Source organism: Pandoraea captiosa (assembly GCF_902459775.1).
GTDB classification, from domain to species: domain Bacteria; phylum Pseudomonadota; class Gammaproteobacteria; order Burkholderiales; family Burkholderiaceae; genus Pandoraea; species Pandoraea captiosa.
On the sequence record NZ_CABPSQ010000005.1, the window covers coordinates 38700 to 54427 of the forward strand.

General features: G+C 64.9%; 15 protein-coding genes. 14 read left to right on the plus strand and 1 reads right to left on the minus strand.

Annotated elements, in window-relative coordinates; translation table 11 throughout:
• Positions 1-34: 34 nt before the first annotated feature.
• The 12 genes from PCA31118_RS15315 (at position 35) to PCA31118_RS15370 (ending at position 13275) form a co-directional block, all read left to right on the plus strand.
• The gene (locus PCA31118_RS15315; RefSeq protein WP_150626013.1) at positions 35-763 is read left to right on the plus strand and encodes a methyl-accepting chemotaxis protein; all 729 of its coding nucleotides are present in this window, start codon (positions 35-37) and stop codon (positions 761-763) included.
• A gap of 36 nt (positions 764-799) precedes the next feature.
• Positions 800-1396 carry a hypothetical protein gene (locus tag PCA31118_RS15320; RefSeq protein ID WP_150626014.1) on the plus strand — a complete coding sequence of 199 codons (597 nt, stop codon included), beginning with the start codon at positions 800-802 and terminating at the stop codon, positions 1394-1396.
• Between the two features lie 83 nt (positions 1397-1479).
• Positions 1480-2121: a chemotaxis protein CheX gene (locus tag PCA31118_RS15325; RefSeq protein ID WP_052810903.1), complete on the plus strand. Its 642-nt coding sequence runs from the start codon at positions 1480-1482 to the stop codon at positions 2119-2121.
• 47 nt (positions 2122-2168) lie between these two features.
• Entirely contained in the window at positions 2169-2534 is a 366-nt protein-coding gene (locus PCA31118_RS15330) for a response regulator (RefSeq protein WP_039400475.1), read from the plus strand.
• Positions 2535-2712: 178 nt separating this feature from the next.
• On the plus strand, positions 2713-3312 hold the full coding sequence (locus PCA31118_RS15335) for a MarR family winged helix-turn-helix transcriptional regulator (RefSeq protein ID WP_246190248.1): 600 nt from the start codon (positions 2713-2715) through the stop codon (positions 3310-3312).
• A gap of 345 nt (positions 3313-3657) precedes the next feature.
• A complete protein-coding gene (mhpT, locus tag PCA31118_RS15340) occupies positions 3658-4914 on the plus strand; it encodes a 3-(3-hydroxy-phenyl)propionate transporter MhpT (protein ID WP_246190249.1) in 1257 nt (418 codons plus the stop codon).
• Positions 4915-5084: 170 nt separating this feature from the next.
• Entirely contained in the window at positions 5085-6227 is a 1143-nt protein-coding gene (locus tag PCA31118_RS15345; RefSeq protein WP_150626015.1) for a porin, read from the plus strand.
• Between the two features lie 150 nt (positions 6228-6377).
• Positions 6378-7208 (plus strand): p-hydroxycinnamoyl CoA hydratase/lyase, encoded by an 831-nt coding sequence (locus tag PCA31118_RS15350; RefSeq protein WP_044454467.1) that lies wholly within the window; start codon positions 6378-6380, stop codon positions 7206-7208.
• Positions 7209-7251: 43 nt separating this feature from the next.
• Positions 7252-8703 (plus strand): aldehyde dehydrogenase, encoded by a 1452-nt coding sequence (locus PCA31118_RS15355; protein WP_150626016.1) that lies wholly within the window; start codon positions 7252-7254, stop codon positions 8701-8703.
• Positions 8704-8802: 99 nt separating this feature from the next.
• Positions 8803-10641 (plus strand): feruloyl-CoA synthase, encoded by a 1839-nt coding sequence (locus tag PCA31118_RS15360; protein ID WP_150626176.1) that lies wholly within the window; start codon positions 8803-8805, stop codon positions 10639-10641.
• A gap of 1 nt (position 10642) precedes the next feature.
• Entirely contained in the window at positions 10643-12376 is a 1734-nt protein-coding gene (locus PCA31118_RS15365; protein WP_150626017.1) for an acyl-CoA dehydrogenase family protein, read from the plus strand.
• Positions 12373-13275: an amidohydrolase family protein gene (locus tag PCA31118_RS15370; RefSeq protein WP_150626018.1), complete on the plus strand. Its 903-nt coding sequence runs from the start codon at positions 12373-12375 to the stop codon at positions 13273-13275. The genes PCA31118_RS15365 and PCA31118_RS15370 overlap by 4 nt, the downstream gene beginning before the upstream one ends.
• A gap of 57 nt (positions 13276-13332) precedes the next feature.
• On the opposite strand, the gene pcaQ is transcribed toward PCA31118_RS15370, so the two are convergent.
• Positions 13333-14280: a pca operon transcription factor PcaQ gene (pcaQ, locus tag PCA31118_RS15375; RefSeq protein WP_150626019.1), complete on the minus strand. Its 948-nt coding sequence runs from the start codon at positions 14278-14280 to the stop codon at positions 13333-13335.
• 131 nt (positions 14281-14411) lie between these two features.
• Between pcaQ and pcaH the strand changes: the two genes are divergently transcribed.
• The gene (gene pcaH / locus PCA31118_RS15380; protein WP_044454473.1) at positions 14412-15122 is read left to right on the plus strand and encodes a protocatechuate 3,4-dioxygenase subunit beta; all 711 of its coding nucleotides are present in this window, start codon (positions 14412-14414) and stop codon (positions 15120-15122) included.
• Between the two features lie 3 nt (positions 15123-15125).
• Positions 15126-15716, plus strand: a complete 591-nt coding sequence (gene pcaG / locus PCA31118_RS15385) for a protocatechuate 3,4-dioxygenase subunit alpha (RefSeq protein ID WP_150626020.1) — start codon at positions 15126-15128, stop codon at positions 15714-15716.
• The last annotated feature ends 12 nt before the right edge of the window (positions 15717-15728 follow it).

A 15728-nucleotide genomic window follows, 5' to 3' on the forward strand; every position in this document is an offset into this window, starting at 1 on the left:
CTGCGGCCGCCGCGCCGCTTTCGGAGACGGATGTATGGAAGCAGTTCAATGGTTACTCATCGGCGCGCTCGTTGGCGTGGTCGGTGCCGGTGTCGCCGGGTTTGTCGCGCATCGCTGGCGCATGGCGCAGGCCACCGCGCACTGGCGTGCGCTCGCGAAGACGCATGACGAAGCGCTTGAGCAGGCGCTGGAGCGCGAACGCGTGGCCGTTGCGGGCAACGAGGCACTCGTGCAGACCCACGATGAGGCGACGGCGGCATTGCAGGCACGGTTGACGCAGGCGGAACAGGACTTGCAGGCCGCGCTCAAATCGGAGGCCTCGGTACTTGAAGCCAAGGCGATGTGGCAGGGCGAGGCACAGCGCATTGCGGGAGAGGCTGCGCGACTGCGCGGTCTGGCTGCGACCTTCGAGCGGTGGCACGAGCAGATGATTTCGTTGATGACGCAGAACCAGGACATGCACGCGAAGAACCACGAGCTGGCCTCGATCGTGCGTCACGTGCTGATCGTGTCGCTCAACGCCTCCATCGAGGCCGCGCGCGCGGGCACTGCCGGTCGCGGTTTCGGCATCGTGGCGAGCGAAGTGCGTGCGCTCGCCACACGTTCGGAGGAATTGTCGAAGAGCTATCGCGACAGTCTGCACCGCAACGATGTGACCACGACCGCCACGTTCCAGGACATCCAGGCAGGCGGCAAGATGATTGCGGCGTCGCTGTCCAGCGTCGAAGCGCTGGCGCAGCAGTTGCATTCGCGTCTGCACTAGGCCCCAGCAGGCCGCAATCAGCCGACAGGATTCGTTGTGATCAGCGCTCACGCACGCGACAGTTTCGAACGCATTCTCCATAAGGCCGCCCGCACGCGGCTCGCCCGTGCGGCCGACGCGCCGTGCGACATCGCGCCGCTTGGCGTGCGCTACGGCACTCCAGGCACTCAGGGCACGCCGGACGACGCCGTGCTACCCGAGAGCGGCGTCGATCTGGCCGCGCGCCACGCTCATGTGGTCGTGCTCACGATCTCGGGCATCGACTTTCGCATGCTGCTCGTGCTGCATTTCGACGAGGACGACGCGACGAAGGCGTACTTCGTGGGAGACGATCCCGACAAATCGTTTCGCGAAGCCTTCCTCGAAATCAGCAACCTGTGTTGCGGCGCGATCAATCAGGAACTGCTGGGCTATTTTCCCGACCTCGGCATGTCGACGCCGTACGTGCTGAGCGCGCGCTGCGTGCCGCACCTCATGCAACTCCGGCCGAATCATCTGGCGTCGTGGGATATCACGCTCGATGGCTCGGTGCGGCTCGCCGCCACGCTGTGCGTATGCGCGCATGCACCGCTGGACTTCCATGCCGAGGTGAGCGACGCGCACGATAGCGGCGGCGAACTCGAACTGTTCTGAGCGTCGCGCCACATTCGCCGGCGCCGATTGCTTTCCAAGACTTACAAGACTTGCAAGACTCACGTCCTAGGAAAATTACGACAATGAACCGAAGCACCTCCCGCGAGTCGGTCAGCCAGTTCCTGATCCTCGAAGACAGCGTTGAGCACGAGTATCCGGACGCCCTCGTGCGGGGCATGATCGACATTACCGACGGCGTGTTCCGCGGTCTGTTCGGTGACATCGAAGTGACCTGCGATTCGCCCAGCGTGGTCCGCGAGCGCATCATCTTCGGCGAAGTGTTCAGCCTGATCCCGCTGGAGAGCGCCTGGTGCCGGGGCTACATGATGATGCAGGCCGAACAGGTGCCGTTCATGCAGTTGCTCGAACACACCGGTCGCTGCGAAGGGCAGGCGGGTTTTCGCGAACTCAACGGCATGCTGGGCGAGTTGACGAATCTCGTGTGGGGTGCGTTCAAGAACCGTTACATGGGCGATCCGCTCGCCGTCGACCGCACGCAGGTGCAGGTGCCGCTGCTAATCAACCACAAGCAGAAGTACATCACGTTCGGCACCGACAATCCGCAGTTGTGCTTTGTCTACCGCCTGACCGATCCGGTGAATGGCCGGATCGTCACGCTGCATCAGCATTTCGTCTTCAGCCTGAACTGGTCGCCCGAGGCATTTCGCGAGGCGGCACAGGGCGCGGCCGAGCCCGTCGAGACCGGGGCACTGGAATTGTTCTGAGATCCCGGCTCATCCACACACTCTCACTTACACACAAGGACAACACCATGTCGAAGATTCTCGTGGTCGATGATTCGAGCACCGTGCGCGACGAAGTCGCGGGCTTTCTGCGCAAGAACGGCCTGGACGTGGACACAGCCGTCGATGGCAAGGACGGTCTGGCCAAGATCAAGGCCAGCCCCGGGGTGCGTCTGGTCATCAGTGACGTGAACATGCCGAACATGGACGGCCTGACGATGGTCGAGAAGATTCGCGGCGAACTGGCGAACGCATCCGTCAACGTCGTGATGCTCACCACGGAGAGCAGCCCCGCCATGAAGGAACGCGGCAAGGCCGCAGGCGTGAAGGGCTGGATCGTCAAGCCGTTCAAGGGCGACGCCGTGCTCGAGACGTTCCGCAAGCTCGCCAGCTGAAACCGGCGCCGCCGGGCGCCGGATCCTGGCGCCCGATGCGAGAGGGGCGGCGCACTCTCGGCGAGCGCGGCTCATCGTTAGGGTGAATGCAGGGCAGACCGTCGCCACCGTGCGACGGCGGCGTTACACTGCTGACTTTCCCGCATTACGCGAAAATCTGCATTCTCGCCAACCCATCATGAGCGTCGTTCCCCAGAAAAGGAAGTCTGCCGCCGCGGCTTCCGTCAATGCCTCCGCCAATGCCTCCGCCATGTCCGAAGACGTCGTACGGGAAGCCGGAGCCGATACGGTTCAGGCGGTGCAGGGGACTTCGGGGACTTCCGCCACTGCGGACACCGTAGCGGAGACCCGTCCGCGCCGCTCGAAGCTGCGCGTGACGTACGTCGTCGCCAGTCTCGATCGTCTGCTGCGTCGCCATATGTCGGAAGCGCTCGCGCCGCTCGGTCTCACGCTGGCGCAGTTCACGGCGCTCTCGGTGCTCGACGCCCGCGGCAAGCTCTCCAACGCGCAACTCGCGCAGCGCTCGTTCATCACGCCTCAGTCGGCCAACGAAGTCGTGAGCGTCATGGCCTCGCGCCAGTGGATCACCCGCGAGCCCGATCCGAACCATGGTCGTATCGTGCTGCTGCAACTGACCGATGAGGGTCGGCGCGTTCTGGCGCAATGCGAGGCCGTCGCCAGGGACATCGACACTCGCATGCGTGCCGGTGTGTCGCGCGAGGACGCCGCCGCCGTCCAACGCCATCTCGAAATGTTCGTGCGCAATCTGCGCGACTGACTCCGGGTTTGTCCCGACCTGCCGATCGCTTGTATTGTCAGGTTGCTTGATATTAAATGGAGTCCGTCACCGCGCTCGGCATCTTTCGATGCCGGTCGGCGGCTATCCGGATCGCGCCCCGTCGCCTGCTGCGCGCAGGTGCACGAGAAACGCGTGACCGAATCCCAGTGACCCGGTAAGACGAAAGCGATACAACGCTCTCGCAGCGTTGTCACGCCCGACACAAGTTCGTGTTGAATATCAGGTTTCCTGATGTTGTGTGGGGGCGCTGACACGTCGTTTCCGGCGTTTGCCGGGCGCGCAGGGTGGCGACCGAAGTTCATAAAGACGATAACAGGAGACACCATGGAATCGAATCGGGAGGGCAACGTTCAGGCGTTGCCGTTGGGGGCGGACAACGCTCGGGGGGCGGCCAGTCCGGTCGCGCTCACGCTGGCGCTGTGTTTCGCCGTGGCACTGCTCGAAGGCCTCGATCTGCAATCGGTCGGCGTGGCGGCGCGAGGCATGGCCAAGGAGTTCGGGCTGAGCGTTGCGCAAATGGGTATCGCGTTCTCGGCAGGCACGTTCGGCCTGTTGCCGGGGGCGATGATCGGCGGGCGTCTCGCCGACAGCATCGGCCGCAAGCGCGTGCTCATGCTCTCGGCGGCGATCTTCGGTCTGCTGTCGATCGCCACGGCGTTCGTGTCGGACTTCTGGATGCTGGTGATCGTGCGCGTGCTCACGGGCATCGGGCTGGGCGGCGCCATGCCGAACCTGATCGCGCTGTCGTCCGAAGCGGTCGCCCCGCGCTCGCGCGGCACGGCGGTGAGCATCATGTACTGCGGCATTCCGCTGGGGGGCGGTATTGCGGCAACCATCGGCATGCTGGCCGTGAGCGACGCCGACTGGCGTCACATCTTCTACGTGGGCGGCGTCGGACCGTTGGTGCTCCTGCCGTTGCTCGCCTGGTTCCTGCCGGAGTCGCGCGCCTTCGCGGCGGCAACGTCGCAAGGCCAGAACGCCACGCCGGCGCCGATGACGTCCGTGCTGTTCTCGGAAGGCCGCGGCATGTCCACGGTCCAGCTCTGGCTGTCGTACTTCTGCACGCTGATCGTGCTGTATTTCCTGCTGAACTGGCTGCCGTCGCTCATGGGCTCGCGAGGCCTGGCGCGCGGTGAGATCGGCTGGGTGCAAATTCTGTTCAACGTCGGCAGTGCCGTTGGGGTTCTGTGCCTGGGCTATCTGATGGATCGCGCTCGCATGTCGCTCGTGATCGGCGGGATGTATCTCGGCATGATCGCATCGCTCATCGGGCTGGCTGCCGCACAGGGCTTCAGCGTGCTGGCTGCGGCCGCCTTCTTTGCCGGCATGTTCATCATCGGCGGCCAGTCGGTGCTCTACGCGCTTGCTGCCGCTTACTATCCGACGGCCATGCGTGGCACCGGCGTCGGTGCGGCGGTGGCGGTCGGGCGTATCGGCTCGGTCGTCGGACCGCTGGCCGCCGGCATGCTGCTCGCCGTGGGCAGCAGCGCAGCCGTGGTGATCGGCGCGAGCATCCCCGTCACCATCGTGGCGGCACTCGCCGCGCTCATGCTGATCCGTCGTCCCCGCGCGGCTGACTGAACCGGCGCCTTCATCAGCGCTGTCACCGGTACCGCCGGTGTCATTCCCGACACCGGCACAGTCGGCTTCGCTTGCACGCGACGGATGGCATAGCACTGCCGCCGTCGCGTTTTTTCTGGTTTCACACGCGTCACTTAGCACATAACGACATCAATAAACTGGAGACACTCATGGCATTTCGTCTTTCTCGCCACCTGCCGCTCGCGCTCGCGACGACCGCCGCACTGGCCGCACCTGGCCTTGCCGGCGCGCAATCGAACGTCACGCTGTACGGTATCGTCGACACCGGTATCGAATACGTCTCGCATGCGAGCGTGAACGGCGCCGTCGTACGCATGCCCGGCGTGACCGGCGAGCTGCCCTCGCGCTGGGGGCTGCGTGGTTCGGAAGATCTCGGCGGCGGACTGGCGGCCATCTTCCAACTGGAGAGCGGCTTCAACATTCGTGGCGGCGATCTCGGACAGGGCGGACGCCTGTTCGGCCGTCAGGCATTCGTGGGCGTGAAGGGGCCGTACGGCACGCTGTCGTTCGGTCGCCAGTACACGATGACGTACTACGCGTTGCTCGGCTCCGACGTGCTCGGCCCGGACATCTACGGCATGGGCTCGTTCGACGCCTACATTCCCAATGCGCGTACCGACAACTCGGTGACGTATCAGGTGGGCTGGCAAGGCCTGACGTTCGGCGCGGGCTACTCGTTCGGGCGCGACTCGGCCGGCACCGGCAACTCGCCGGGGCAGGGCACCTGTGCGGGGCAGGTGCCGGGCCAGTCGGTGCAATGCCGCGACTGGTCGGTCATGCTCAAATACGACGCGAGCAACTTCGGCGTGGCCGCATCGTATGAAGAGCAGCGCGGCGGTACCAACGCGGCGGCCAACTTCTTCGACGGTCAGGCAACGTCGGCCTTCACCAGCAGCGGCGACAAGGACACGCGCACGACGCTGGGCGCGTACTACAAGTACGGCGCGTTCAAGGTCGGCGGCGGCTGGCTGGGTCGTCGCGTATCGACGTCGGCCGTCAACACGCACTCGAACCTGTTCTACCTCGGCGCCGCGTACAACGTCACGCCGGCATGGCTGATCGACGGCGAGGTCTATCGCATCATCAACAGCGACCACGACACGCGCGGCACCATGACGACGCTGCGCGCCACGTATTCGCTCTCCGTGCGCACGGCTGTCTACGCACAAGCCGCCTACCTGTTCAACAGCGCCCGTGCCGCCTACTCGGTCAGCGGCGGCGGTGGCGGCACCACGCCGCCCGCAGGCGAAGGCCAGGCAGGCGTGATGCTGGGCATGCGTCACACGTTCTGACGCGAGATGCGCGACGGCTTCAGGGTTTCCCCTGAAAACGTCGCGCTTGCAATGTAAGGTAACCTGATATTAAATTGTGTCTGTCGGCAACGCCGCGCGCCACTCCCGGCGCGTCGGCAGGTTGCCCTGAACACTTGGGAATGACGCAAAATGAATGCATACGAAGGACGCTGGAAGACGATCGACGTGAAGGTGGAAGGTGGCATTGGCTGGATTACCTTCAATCGTCCGGAGAAGCGCAACGCCATGAGCCCGACGCTCAACACCGAGATGAATCAGGTGCTCGACGCGCTCGAACTCGATGCCGACGCGCGGGTCGTCGTGCTCACCGGTGCGGGCGCGGCATGGACCGCCGGTATGGACCTGAAGGAGTACTTCCGTGAGATCGACGGCGGTCCGGAAATCGTGCAGGAGCGTGTGCGTCGCGATGCGTCCGACTGGCAGTGGCGCCGTCTGCGCATGTACAGCAAGCCGACCATCGCAATGGTCAACGGCTGGTGCTTCGGCGGTGGCTTCTCGCCGCTGGTGGCCTGCGATCTGGCAATTGCGGCCGACGACGCCGTCTTCGGTCTGTCGGAAATCAACTGGGGCATTCCGCCGGGCAACCTGGTGAGCAAGGCCATGGCAGACACGGTCGGTCACCGTCGCGCGCTGCACTACATCATGACGGGTGACACGTTCACCGGCCGTGAAGCGGCCGACATGGGCCTCGTGAACCAGAGCGTGCCGCTCGCGCAGCTTCGCGAGGCGACGCTGGCGCTGGCCGCCAAGCTGCTCGAAAAGAACCCGGTGGTGCTGCGCGCCGCCAAGCATGGCTTCAAGCGTTCGCGTGAACTCACCTGGGAGCAGTGCGAAGATTACCTGTATGCCAAGCTCGATCAGGCACAACTGCGCGATCCGGAGCATGGCCGCGAGCAGGGTCTCAAGCAGTTCCTCGACGACAAGTCGATCAAGCCGGGCCTGCAAGCCTACAAGCGCTGATACGCGCCGTCGTACCGTGACCGAATGAGTGAGGAGTAGCGCAATGCATGAAGTGCAGATGCTGATCGGCGGCCAGTGGCGTGGCGCACAAGGGGGCGCGACGTTCGAGCGCATCGACCCGGTGACGGGCGAAGTGGCGACGCGTGCGCCGGCTGCCACGCTGGCCGACGCCGATGCGGCGGTCGACGCCGCGCAGGCCGCGTTTCCCGCCTGGGCGGCGCTCTCGCCGACGGCGCGTCGTCAGCGTTTGCTCGCGGCGGCCGAGCGCATGGATGCGCGTGCGGCGGAGTTCATCGCCATCGGCGCCGCAGAGACCGGGGCAATGGCGAACTGGTATGGCTTCAACGTCATGCTCGCGGCGAACATGCTGCGCGAAGCGGCGGCGATGACCACGCAGATCGACGGCAGCGTGATTCCGAGCGATGTGCCCGGCAGTCTCGCGATGGCCGTGCGCGCGCCGGTCGGCGTGGTGCTCGGCATTGCGCCGTGGAACGCGCCGGTGATTCTCGCCACGCGCGCCCTCGCCATGCCGCTTGCGTGCGGCAACACGGTGGTGCTCAAGGCGTCGGAGCAATGTCCCGGCGTGCATGCGCTGATCGGGGCGTGTCTGCACGAAGCGGGTCTGGGCGACGGCGTGGTCAACGTCGTCACCAACGCGCCGCAGGACGCCGGTGATATCGTGGCGCGACTGATCGCGCATCCGGCGGTGCGTCGCGTGAACTTCACGGGCTCCACGCATGTCGGGCGCATCATCGCGCGAGTCGCGGCCGAACATCTGAAGCCCGCGCTGCTCGAACTCGGCGGCAAGGCTCCGGTGCTGGTACTCGACGACGCGGATCTCGATGCGGCTGTCGATGGCGTTGCCTTCGGCGCGTTCTTCAATCAGGGACAGATCTGCATGTCGACCGAGCGCGTGATCGTCGATGCGCGTGTGGCCGACGCCTTCGTCGAAAAGCTGACGGCCAAAGCCGCCAAGCTGCACGCCGGATCGCCGACCTCGCCCGACAGCGTGCTCGGGGCGATGGTGAGCGCGCAGGCAGCGTCGCGCGTGGCCGCACTGGTCGAGGACGCTCGCGAGCATGGTGCACGCCTGCCGCTGGGCTGCCGCGTCGAGGGCGCCATCATGCAGGCGACGATCGTCGACGGCGTGACGACGGCGATGCGACTGTATCGCGAAGAGTCGTTCGGCCCGGTGGTCACGATCCAGCGTGTGAACGGCGACGATGAGGCGGTGCGCGTCGCAAACGACAGCGAGTTCGGTCTGTCGGCGGCGATCTTCAGTCGCGATGTGTCGCGTGCGCTGCAACTGGCCAAACGCATCGAATCGGGCATTTGCCACATCAACGGTCCCACGGTGCACGACGAAGCGCAGATGCCGTTCGGCGGCGTGAAGGCCAGCGGCTATGGGCGTTTCGGCAGCAAGGCGTCCATCGGCGAATTCACCGAACTGCGCTGGATTACCGTGCAGACAACGCCGCGCCATTACCCGATCTGATCCCATCCCGAAGGGATGAGGAGGGGGCCGCGCGAGCGCTACCGAGAGAGCGTCGCGACGGCCCAAAGCAGGAGACAGTTTGTGAACCAAGGCAATAACATGGCCGGACATCGCTATCGTCAGGTCGCCATCGGCAATCCCGGTGTCGAAATCCTGCGCGAAGGCGAGTTCTGGTATCTGCGCTCGCGCGAGACACTGGGCGACTATCCGGAGCGACTGACGGACCGCCTCGTCTCGGGGGCGGCGAAGCACCCTGAGCGCTTGCTGGTGGCGCGTCGCGGCAAGGATGGCGAGTGGATCGGCATTACCTATGGGCAAATGCTGCTGCGCGTGCGCGCCATCGGGCAGGCATTGCGCGACCGTGGCCTGTCGGCGCAACGCCCGATTGCGATCCTGTCGGGCAACGATCTCGAACACTTCCAGCTCGCACTCGGCGCGATGTACGCAGGGGTGCCGTTCGCGCCGATTTCACCGGCCTATTCCATCGTGTCGACGGACTACGGCAAACTGCGCCACACGCTCGGCTTGCTGCGCCCGGGCCTCGTGTACGCGAGCGACGCGAACGCCTACGCCCGCGCCATGGATGCCGTGCTCGACGCCGACGTGATTCGCGTGACCGAAAACGGCGATAACAACACGCTGGCATTCGACGCACTGCTCGACGCCGTGCCGCGCGATATCGACGCAACGCATGCGCAAGTGACCGGAGACACGATCGCGAAGGTGCTTTTCACTTCGGGCTCGACACGTCTTCCCAAAGCGGTGCCGACCACACAGCGCATGCTGTGCAGCAACCAGCAGATGCTGCTGCAAACTTTCCCGACGTTTGGCGAAACCCCGCCGGTGCTGGTCGACTGGCTGCCATGGAATCACACGTACGGCGGCAGTCACAATGTGGGCATCGCGCTGTATAACGGCGGCACGCTCTACATCGACGACGGCAAGCCTGTTGCCGGGAAGTTCGAAGAGACGCTGCGCAATCTGCGCGAGATTTCGCCCACGGTGTACTTCAACGTGCCGAAGGGCTGGGAAGACCTCGCCATCGCGCTCGAGAGCGACGCCGTGCTGCGCGAGCGCTTCTTCGCGAAGGTGAACCTCTATTTCTTCGGCGGCGCCGGGCTGTCTCAGGCGGCCTGGGACCGGCTGGAGCGTGTGACGGAAACCCATTGCGGCGAGCGCATTCGCATCATGTCCGGCCTGGGCATGACGGAGACGGCGCCGAGCTGCATGTTCACGACGGGGCCGGTCATGCGCGCAGGGTATATCGGCCTGCCTGCGCCCGGTTGCGAGGTGAAGCTCGCACCGGTCGGCGGCAAGCTCGAAGTGCGTTTTCGCGGCCCGAACGTCATGGCCGGATATTGGCGGCACGAATCTTCGGAGGCGGTGTTCGACGAGGAGGGCTATTACTGCACGGGTGACGCTGCCACGTTCGTCGACAAGAACGACCCCGAAGCGGGGCTCCAGTTCGACGGCCGTATCACCGAGGACTTCAAGCTGAGCTCGGGAACGTTCGTGAGCGTGGGGCCGTTGCGCGCCCGCGTGATTTCGGAGGGGGCGCCGTATGTTCAGGACGCCGTTATCACCGGGATCAATCGCGATGACATCGGACTGATGATCTTCCCGCGTGTCGAGGATTGCCGGCGCCTGAGCGGGCTGCCCAGAGAGGCGCCGCTGTCCGACGTGCTGGCCTCTGCGCCGGTGCGCGACGTATTCGCCTCGCTGCTGGCGAAGCTCAACGCGAACGCCAGCGGCAGCGCCACGACGGTGGCACGTCTGCTGCTGCTCGATACGCCGCCCTCGCTCGATCGTGGCGAAGTGACCGACAAGGGGTCGATCAATCAACGCGCGGTGCAGGACCATCGCGCCGACATCGTCGACATGCTGCATGCCGCGAAGGCGGGCGACGCGCGCGTGATTCTCGCTGCGGCGAAGCGCTGACATGGGACATTCGGAACTGCGCAGCGCGGCCGAGGATATCGCGTTCGTGCTGGATCGGCTCGGGGTGGGAGAGGCGTTGACACGCCTCGCTCCCTATCGGGATTTCGACACCGCGACATTGGTGCAGGTGATCGACGAAGCGGCGAAGTTCTCGCGTGAAGTGATTGCGCCGTTAAATGCCGTGGGCGATCGCGAAGGCTGCACGTTTCACGACGGAAACGTCACAACCCCCGCAGGGTTCGCCGATGCCTACCGTCAGTACAGAGACTCCGGCTGGCCGTCGCTGCCTTGCGATCCGTCGCTCGGCGGGCAGGGCTTGCCGGTCGTGGCGCAGATCGCCGTGCAGGAACTGAGCGCCGGTGCGAATCTCGCATGGACGATGTATCCCGGCATTCTTCACGGCGCGTATGAGTGCCTCCACCGTTTCGGCAGCCAGGCGCTGCGCGACGCATGGCTCGGCCCGTTGGTCACTGGGGAATCGCTCGCCACGATGTGTCTGACCGAACCCGGCGCGGGGAGCGATCTGGGCCAGATTCGCACGCGCGCCGAGTGGATCGACGCGGGAGATGGCGTCGCCCGCGTGACTGGCGAGAAGATTTTCATCTCCGGCGGCGATCAGGACCTCACCCCGAACATCCTGCATCTCGTGCTCGCGCGCACGCCCGATGCGCCGGCGGGCAGCGGCGGTTTATCGCTTTTCCTCGTCCCCAAGTGGCTCGCCAATGGCGAACGCAATGCCGCGTATTGCACCGGCATCGAACACAAGATGGGCATTCGCGGCAGCGCAACGTGCTCGATGGCCTTCGAAGGGGCGACGGGCTATCTCGTCGGCGCGCCGCATCGCGGTCTGGAAGCGATGTTCGCCATGATGAACTCGGCGCGGTTGCATGTCGGTGCATCCGCCGTGGGTCTGGCGCAAAGCGCCTGCGAGATGGCCGTGCGCCATGCGCAGGAGCGGGTGCAGTCGCGCGTGCCGGGGGCCGATGCACACGCGCCGATCGCACAGCATCCGGCGGTCTGGCGTTTGCTCGAAGGCCAGCGTGTCGCGCTCGAAGGCGCACGCCTGCTGCTGTATCGCGCCGCGCTCGCTATCGATGAAGCGCATCACGCCGACACGGCCGAGGCGCGCGCGCAAGCCGACGCGTTGGCGGCGCTGCTCACCCCCGTCGTCAAAGCGATGCTCACGGAGCAGGCGTTTCTGGGCGCGAGCGACGCTTTGCAAGTGTTCGGTGGCTACGGTTACGTGGAAGAGACGGGGATCTCGCAGTTCGTGCGCGATGCGCGCATTCCCATGATCTACGAGGGGACGAACGAGATTCAGGCCATCGATCTTTTGATGCGAAAGATCGTCAGGGACGAGGGCGCTGCACTCGGCCAATGGCTGGCGTGGGGCAGGGCGCGCATGAACGAAGCGAAAGCGCTCGACACGCTAAGTGGGTTTGGCGACGCACTCGCGTGCCTCGACGACTGGATGGCATTGATGCCGTCGCTCGTCTCGCTCGCACGCACGTCACCGCGCGCCGCGCTGTGCGTCGCGGGCGAAGCGATGCGAGCGGTGCACGGCTTGTCCATGGCAGGCCTCTGGGCGCAAGCGGCCGTGGCCGACGCGGGGGGCGGCAACAGCGGCAACAAGCAGCGCGCGGCGCGCTTCTGGCTCAAGTTCGCGTTGCCGGAGACGCGCCGCGCCATGGCGATCGTCGCTGCACAAATCAAGGATCCGGAGACGGCACAATGAATCTCGACAAACTCGTCGCCATCGATACCCACGTGCATGCCGAGGTATCGTGCTGCCAGCCGCCCGATCTGTTCGGCAAGGCGTTCGACGACGCCGCCGACAAGTACTTCGGCACGGTGCTCAAGCAGAACCGTCGCCCCACGATTCCCGAGACCATCGCGCATTACCGCGAACGCAACATCGGTTTCGTGATGTTTACCGTCGATTGCGAAGCGAACATCGGTCGTCGGCGCATCCCCAACGAAGAAATTGCAGGCTTTGCACAGGAAAACGCCGACATCATGATCGCGTTCGCGAGCATCGACCCGCACAAAGGACGCATGGGGGTGCGCGAGGCACGTCGGCTCGTCGAGGAGTTCGGGGTACGCGGCTTCAAGTTCCATCCCACGATGCAGGGCTTCTTCGCCAACGACCGCATGGCGTATCCGATGTACGAACTCATCGCGGAGTACAAGCTCACGGCGGTGTTTCACAGCGGCCATTCGGGCATCGGCTCGGGCATGCCGGGCGGGGGAGGTCTGCGCCTGAAGTACTCGGAGCCGATTCATCTGGACGATGTGGCGACCGACTTTCCCGATATGAACATTGTGATTGCGCACCCATCGTGGCCTTGGCAATCGCAGGCGTTGTCCATTGCGTTGCACAAGCCAAACGTCTACATCGATCTGTCGGGCTGGTCGCCGAAGTATTTCTCGCCGGAGCTGATTCAGTATGCCAACTCGCTGTTGCGAGAGAAGATGCTGTTCGGCTCGGACTTCCCGCTCATCGCGCCGGATCGCTGGCTGAAGGATTTCGAGACCGCGGGATTTCGCGACGAAGTCAAACCGCTGCTGCTCAAGGACAACGCGGTGCGCATGTTGGGACTGGCGCCGGCGAAGGCCGACGCGGCAGCGGCCTGACGCGCGATGCCGGCAGCGTTGTCATGGCTGTCATCGTGGCCGGCACGGTCATGGCGTTCATCGCAGACCGGGGGTGCCGTAGCGCACCCGCGCGGCTTCGCGCATGGCGCTGATGAGCGTCTGTTCCGGCGGTGTGGGGACCGTGTCGTTGCGCCACAGAATGCCGATCGATTCTTCGGTGCCCTGCGTGGCGAACGGCAGCGCACACAGCGCCCCGTCGGCGAGGTCGTCCTGCACGGTGATCTCGGAGGCGATCCACACGACGTCGTCGCGCAGCGTCATGGCGCGCGCGAGCGACATCGAGAGCAGTTCGGAATAGTCGTCGAGCGTGCCCACGCCATGTGCACGAAGAAAGCTGTCCGCCGTATGGCGCAGGATCGTGCCGTGCGGCGGCAACACCACATGGAAGTTGGCGATGTCGGCCATCGACACGCTGCGCTGCTGCACGAGGGGATGCCCGGGTCGCACCACCACGCACAACGGCGTGGCGCACAGATGCTCGAACGTGAGGCCCGCCATGCCCTGCGGATCGGACATGCGGCCCAGCGCCAGCGCGACCTGGCCAGACTTCAACTGCGCGAGCAATTGCTGGTTCGCGCCGGTATGCACCTGCACCACGATGCCGGGCCATTCGCGTCGGAAGGCTTCGAGTACGCCGGGCATCATCGCGGCGGCCAGTGTTGGCAGCACGGCGATCTCGATGACGCCGCCGGTCTGCCCGACGGCCCGCGAGAGCACGTCGATACCCTGGCGCAGTGCGCTCACGCTCGCCCCGGCATGCCGCAGGAAGAGTTCGGCCTGCGCTGTGGGACGCGCGCCGTTGCGACCCCGGTCGAACAGTCGCACGCCCAGCAGGCCTTCGAGTTCGGCAATGGTCTTGCTCACGGCCGGCTGCGTAATGGACAGCGCTTCCGCGGCGCGCTGCAGGCTGCCGTGCTGGGCAACCGCCAGCAGGCACTGCAAATGGCGCAGCTTGATGCGTCCGTCGAGTAGGTGTCTTTCCATGCCGGGAAGTTATGAAAAGCCTAAGAAAATGTCAATAAATATATCCGTTGATTATGGATATAGTGTCGAAAACAAGCTGGCGACCGGCCATCGCGCCTGCCAGATCAGTCAACACAAAATGGAGTGAGACCATGTCGAAGACGACAACCGTCCTGCGCCCCCGCGATTGGGATTCGCATCCCAAGCTCATCGACAGCGGGTACAAGTCCACGGCGCTGCGCGGCCCCAAACAATTGCTCGTGCCAGTGAAGCAGAACCTCGCGGATCTGCGCTCGCCGGTGTATGGCAACGGCATCATCGGCGCTCTGGACGGCGACCTCACGCGCAATGCCGTTCGCAACGGCGAGCCGCTTGGCGAGCGCATGATCGTGACGGGCCGCGTGCTCGACGAAGGCGGTCGTCCGGTACCGAACACGCTCGTCGAGCTCTGGCAGGCGAACGCCTGCGGGCGTTACGTTCACAAGGTCGATCAGCATGATGCGCCGCTCGATCCCAACTTCCTTGGGGCGGGCCGTGCGCTCACCGATGCCGAAGGTCGCTACAAATTCCTGACGATCAAGCCGGGCGCGTACCCGTGGAAGAATCACCACAATGCGTGGCGTCCGCAGCATCTGCACTTCTCGGTGTTCGGTCATTACTTCGCGACCCGACTGGTCACGCAGATGTACTTCCCGGGCGATCCGCTCCTCGCTTACGATCCGATCTTCCAGGCGACCCCCGCGCAAGCGCGTGAGCGCCTGATCGCGCGCTTCTCGATGGACATTACCGAGCCGGAGTACGCACTGGGTTACGAATTCGACATCGTGCTGCGCGGTGCCGACCAAACGCCGATGGAGTCCTGAGCCATGTCAGATTACAAGCAAACGCCGTCGCAGACCGTCGGCCCGTACTTCGCTTATGGCCTGTCGCCGGAGCAGTACCTCTACGACTTCAAGAGCGCATTCACGCCGGTGGTCGCGTCCGATCGCGCCGAAGGCGAGCGCATCCGCCTGGTGGGGCAGGTGCTCGATGGCGCGGGCAACCCGATCAACGATGCCCTCATCGAAATCGTGCAGGCCGATGCCAATGGCCGCTATGTCGAGACGGCTGAGGACATCGAGCGCACCGGGTTTGCCGGCGCCGCTCGCTGCGGCACCGGCACCGACGCCGAAAACCGCTTCGTCATCGAGACGGTCAAGCCGGGGGTGGCCGTGCCGGGCGAAGCACCGCGCATCGACGTCATTCTGACGATGCGGGGCTTGCTCAATCATCTGTTTACGCGTATCTATTTCGAAGACGAGGCAGCGGCCAATGCGGCCGACCCCGTGCTGCAACAAGTGCCCGCCGAGCGTCGCCACACGCTGGTGGCTCGCCGTGAGGTGGATGGCGGGCGTGTGACGTACCGGTTCGACATCCGCATGCAGGGCGACGAGGAGACGGTATTCCTGGACCTCTGATACCGGTCATGT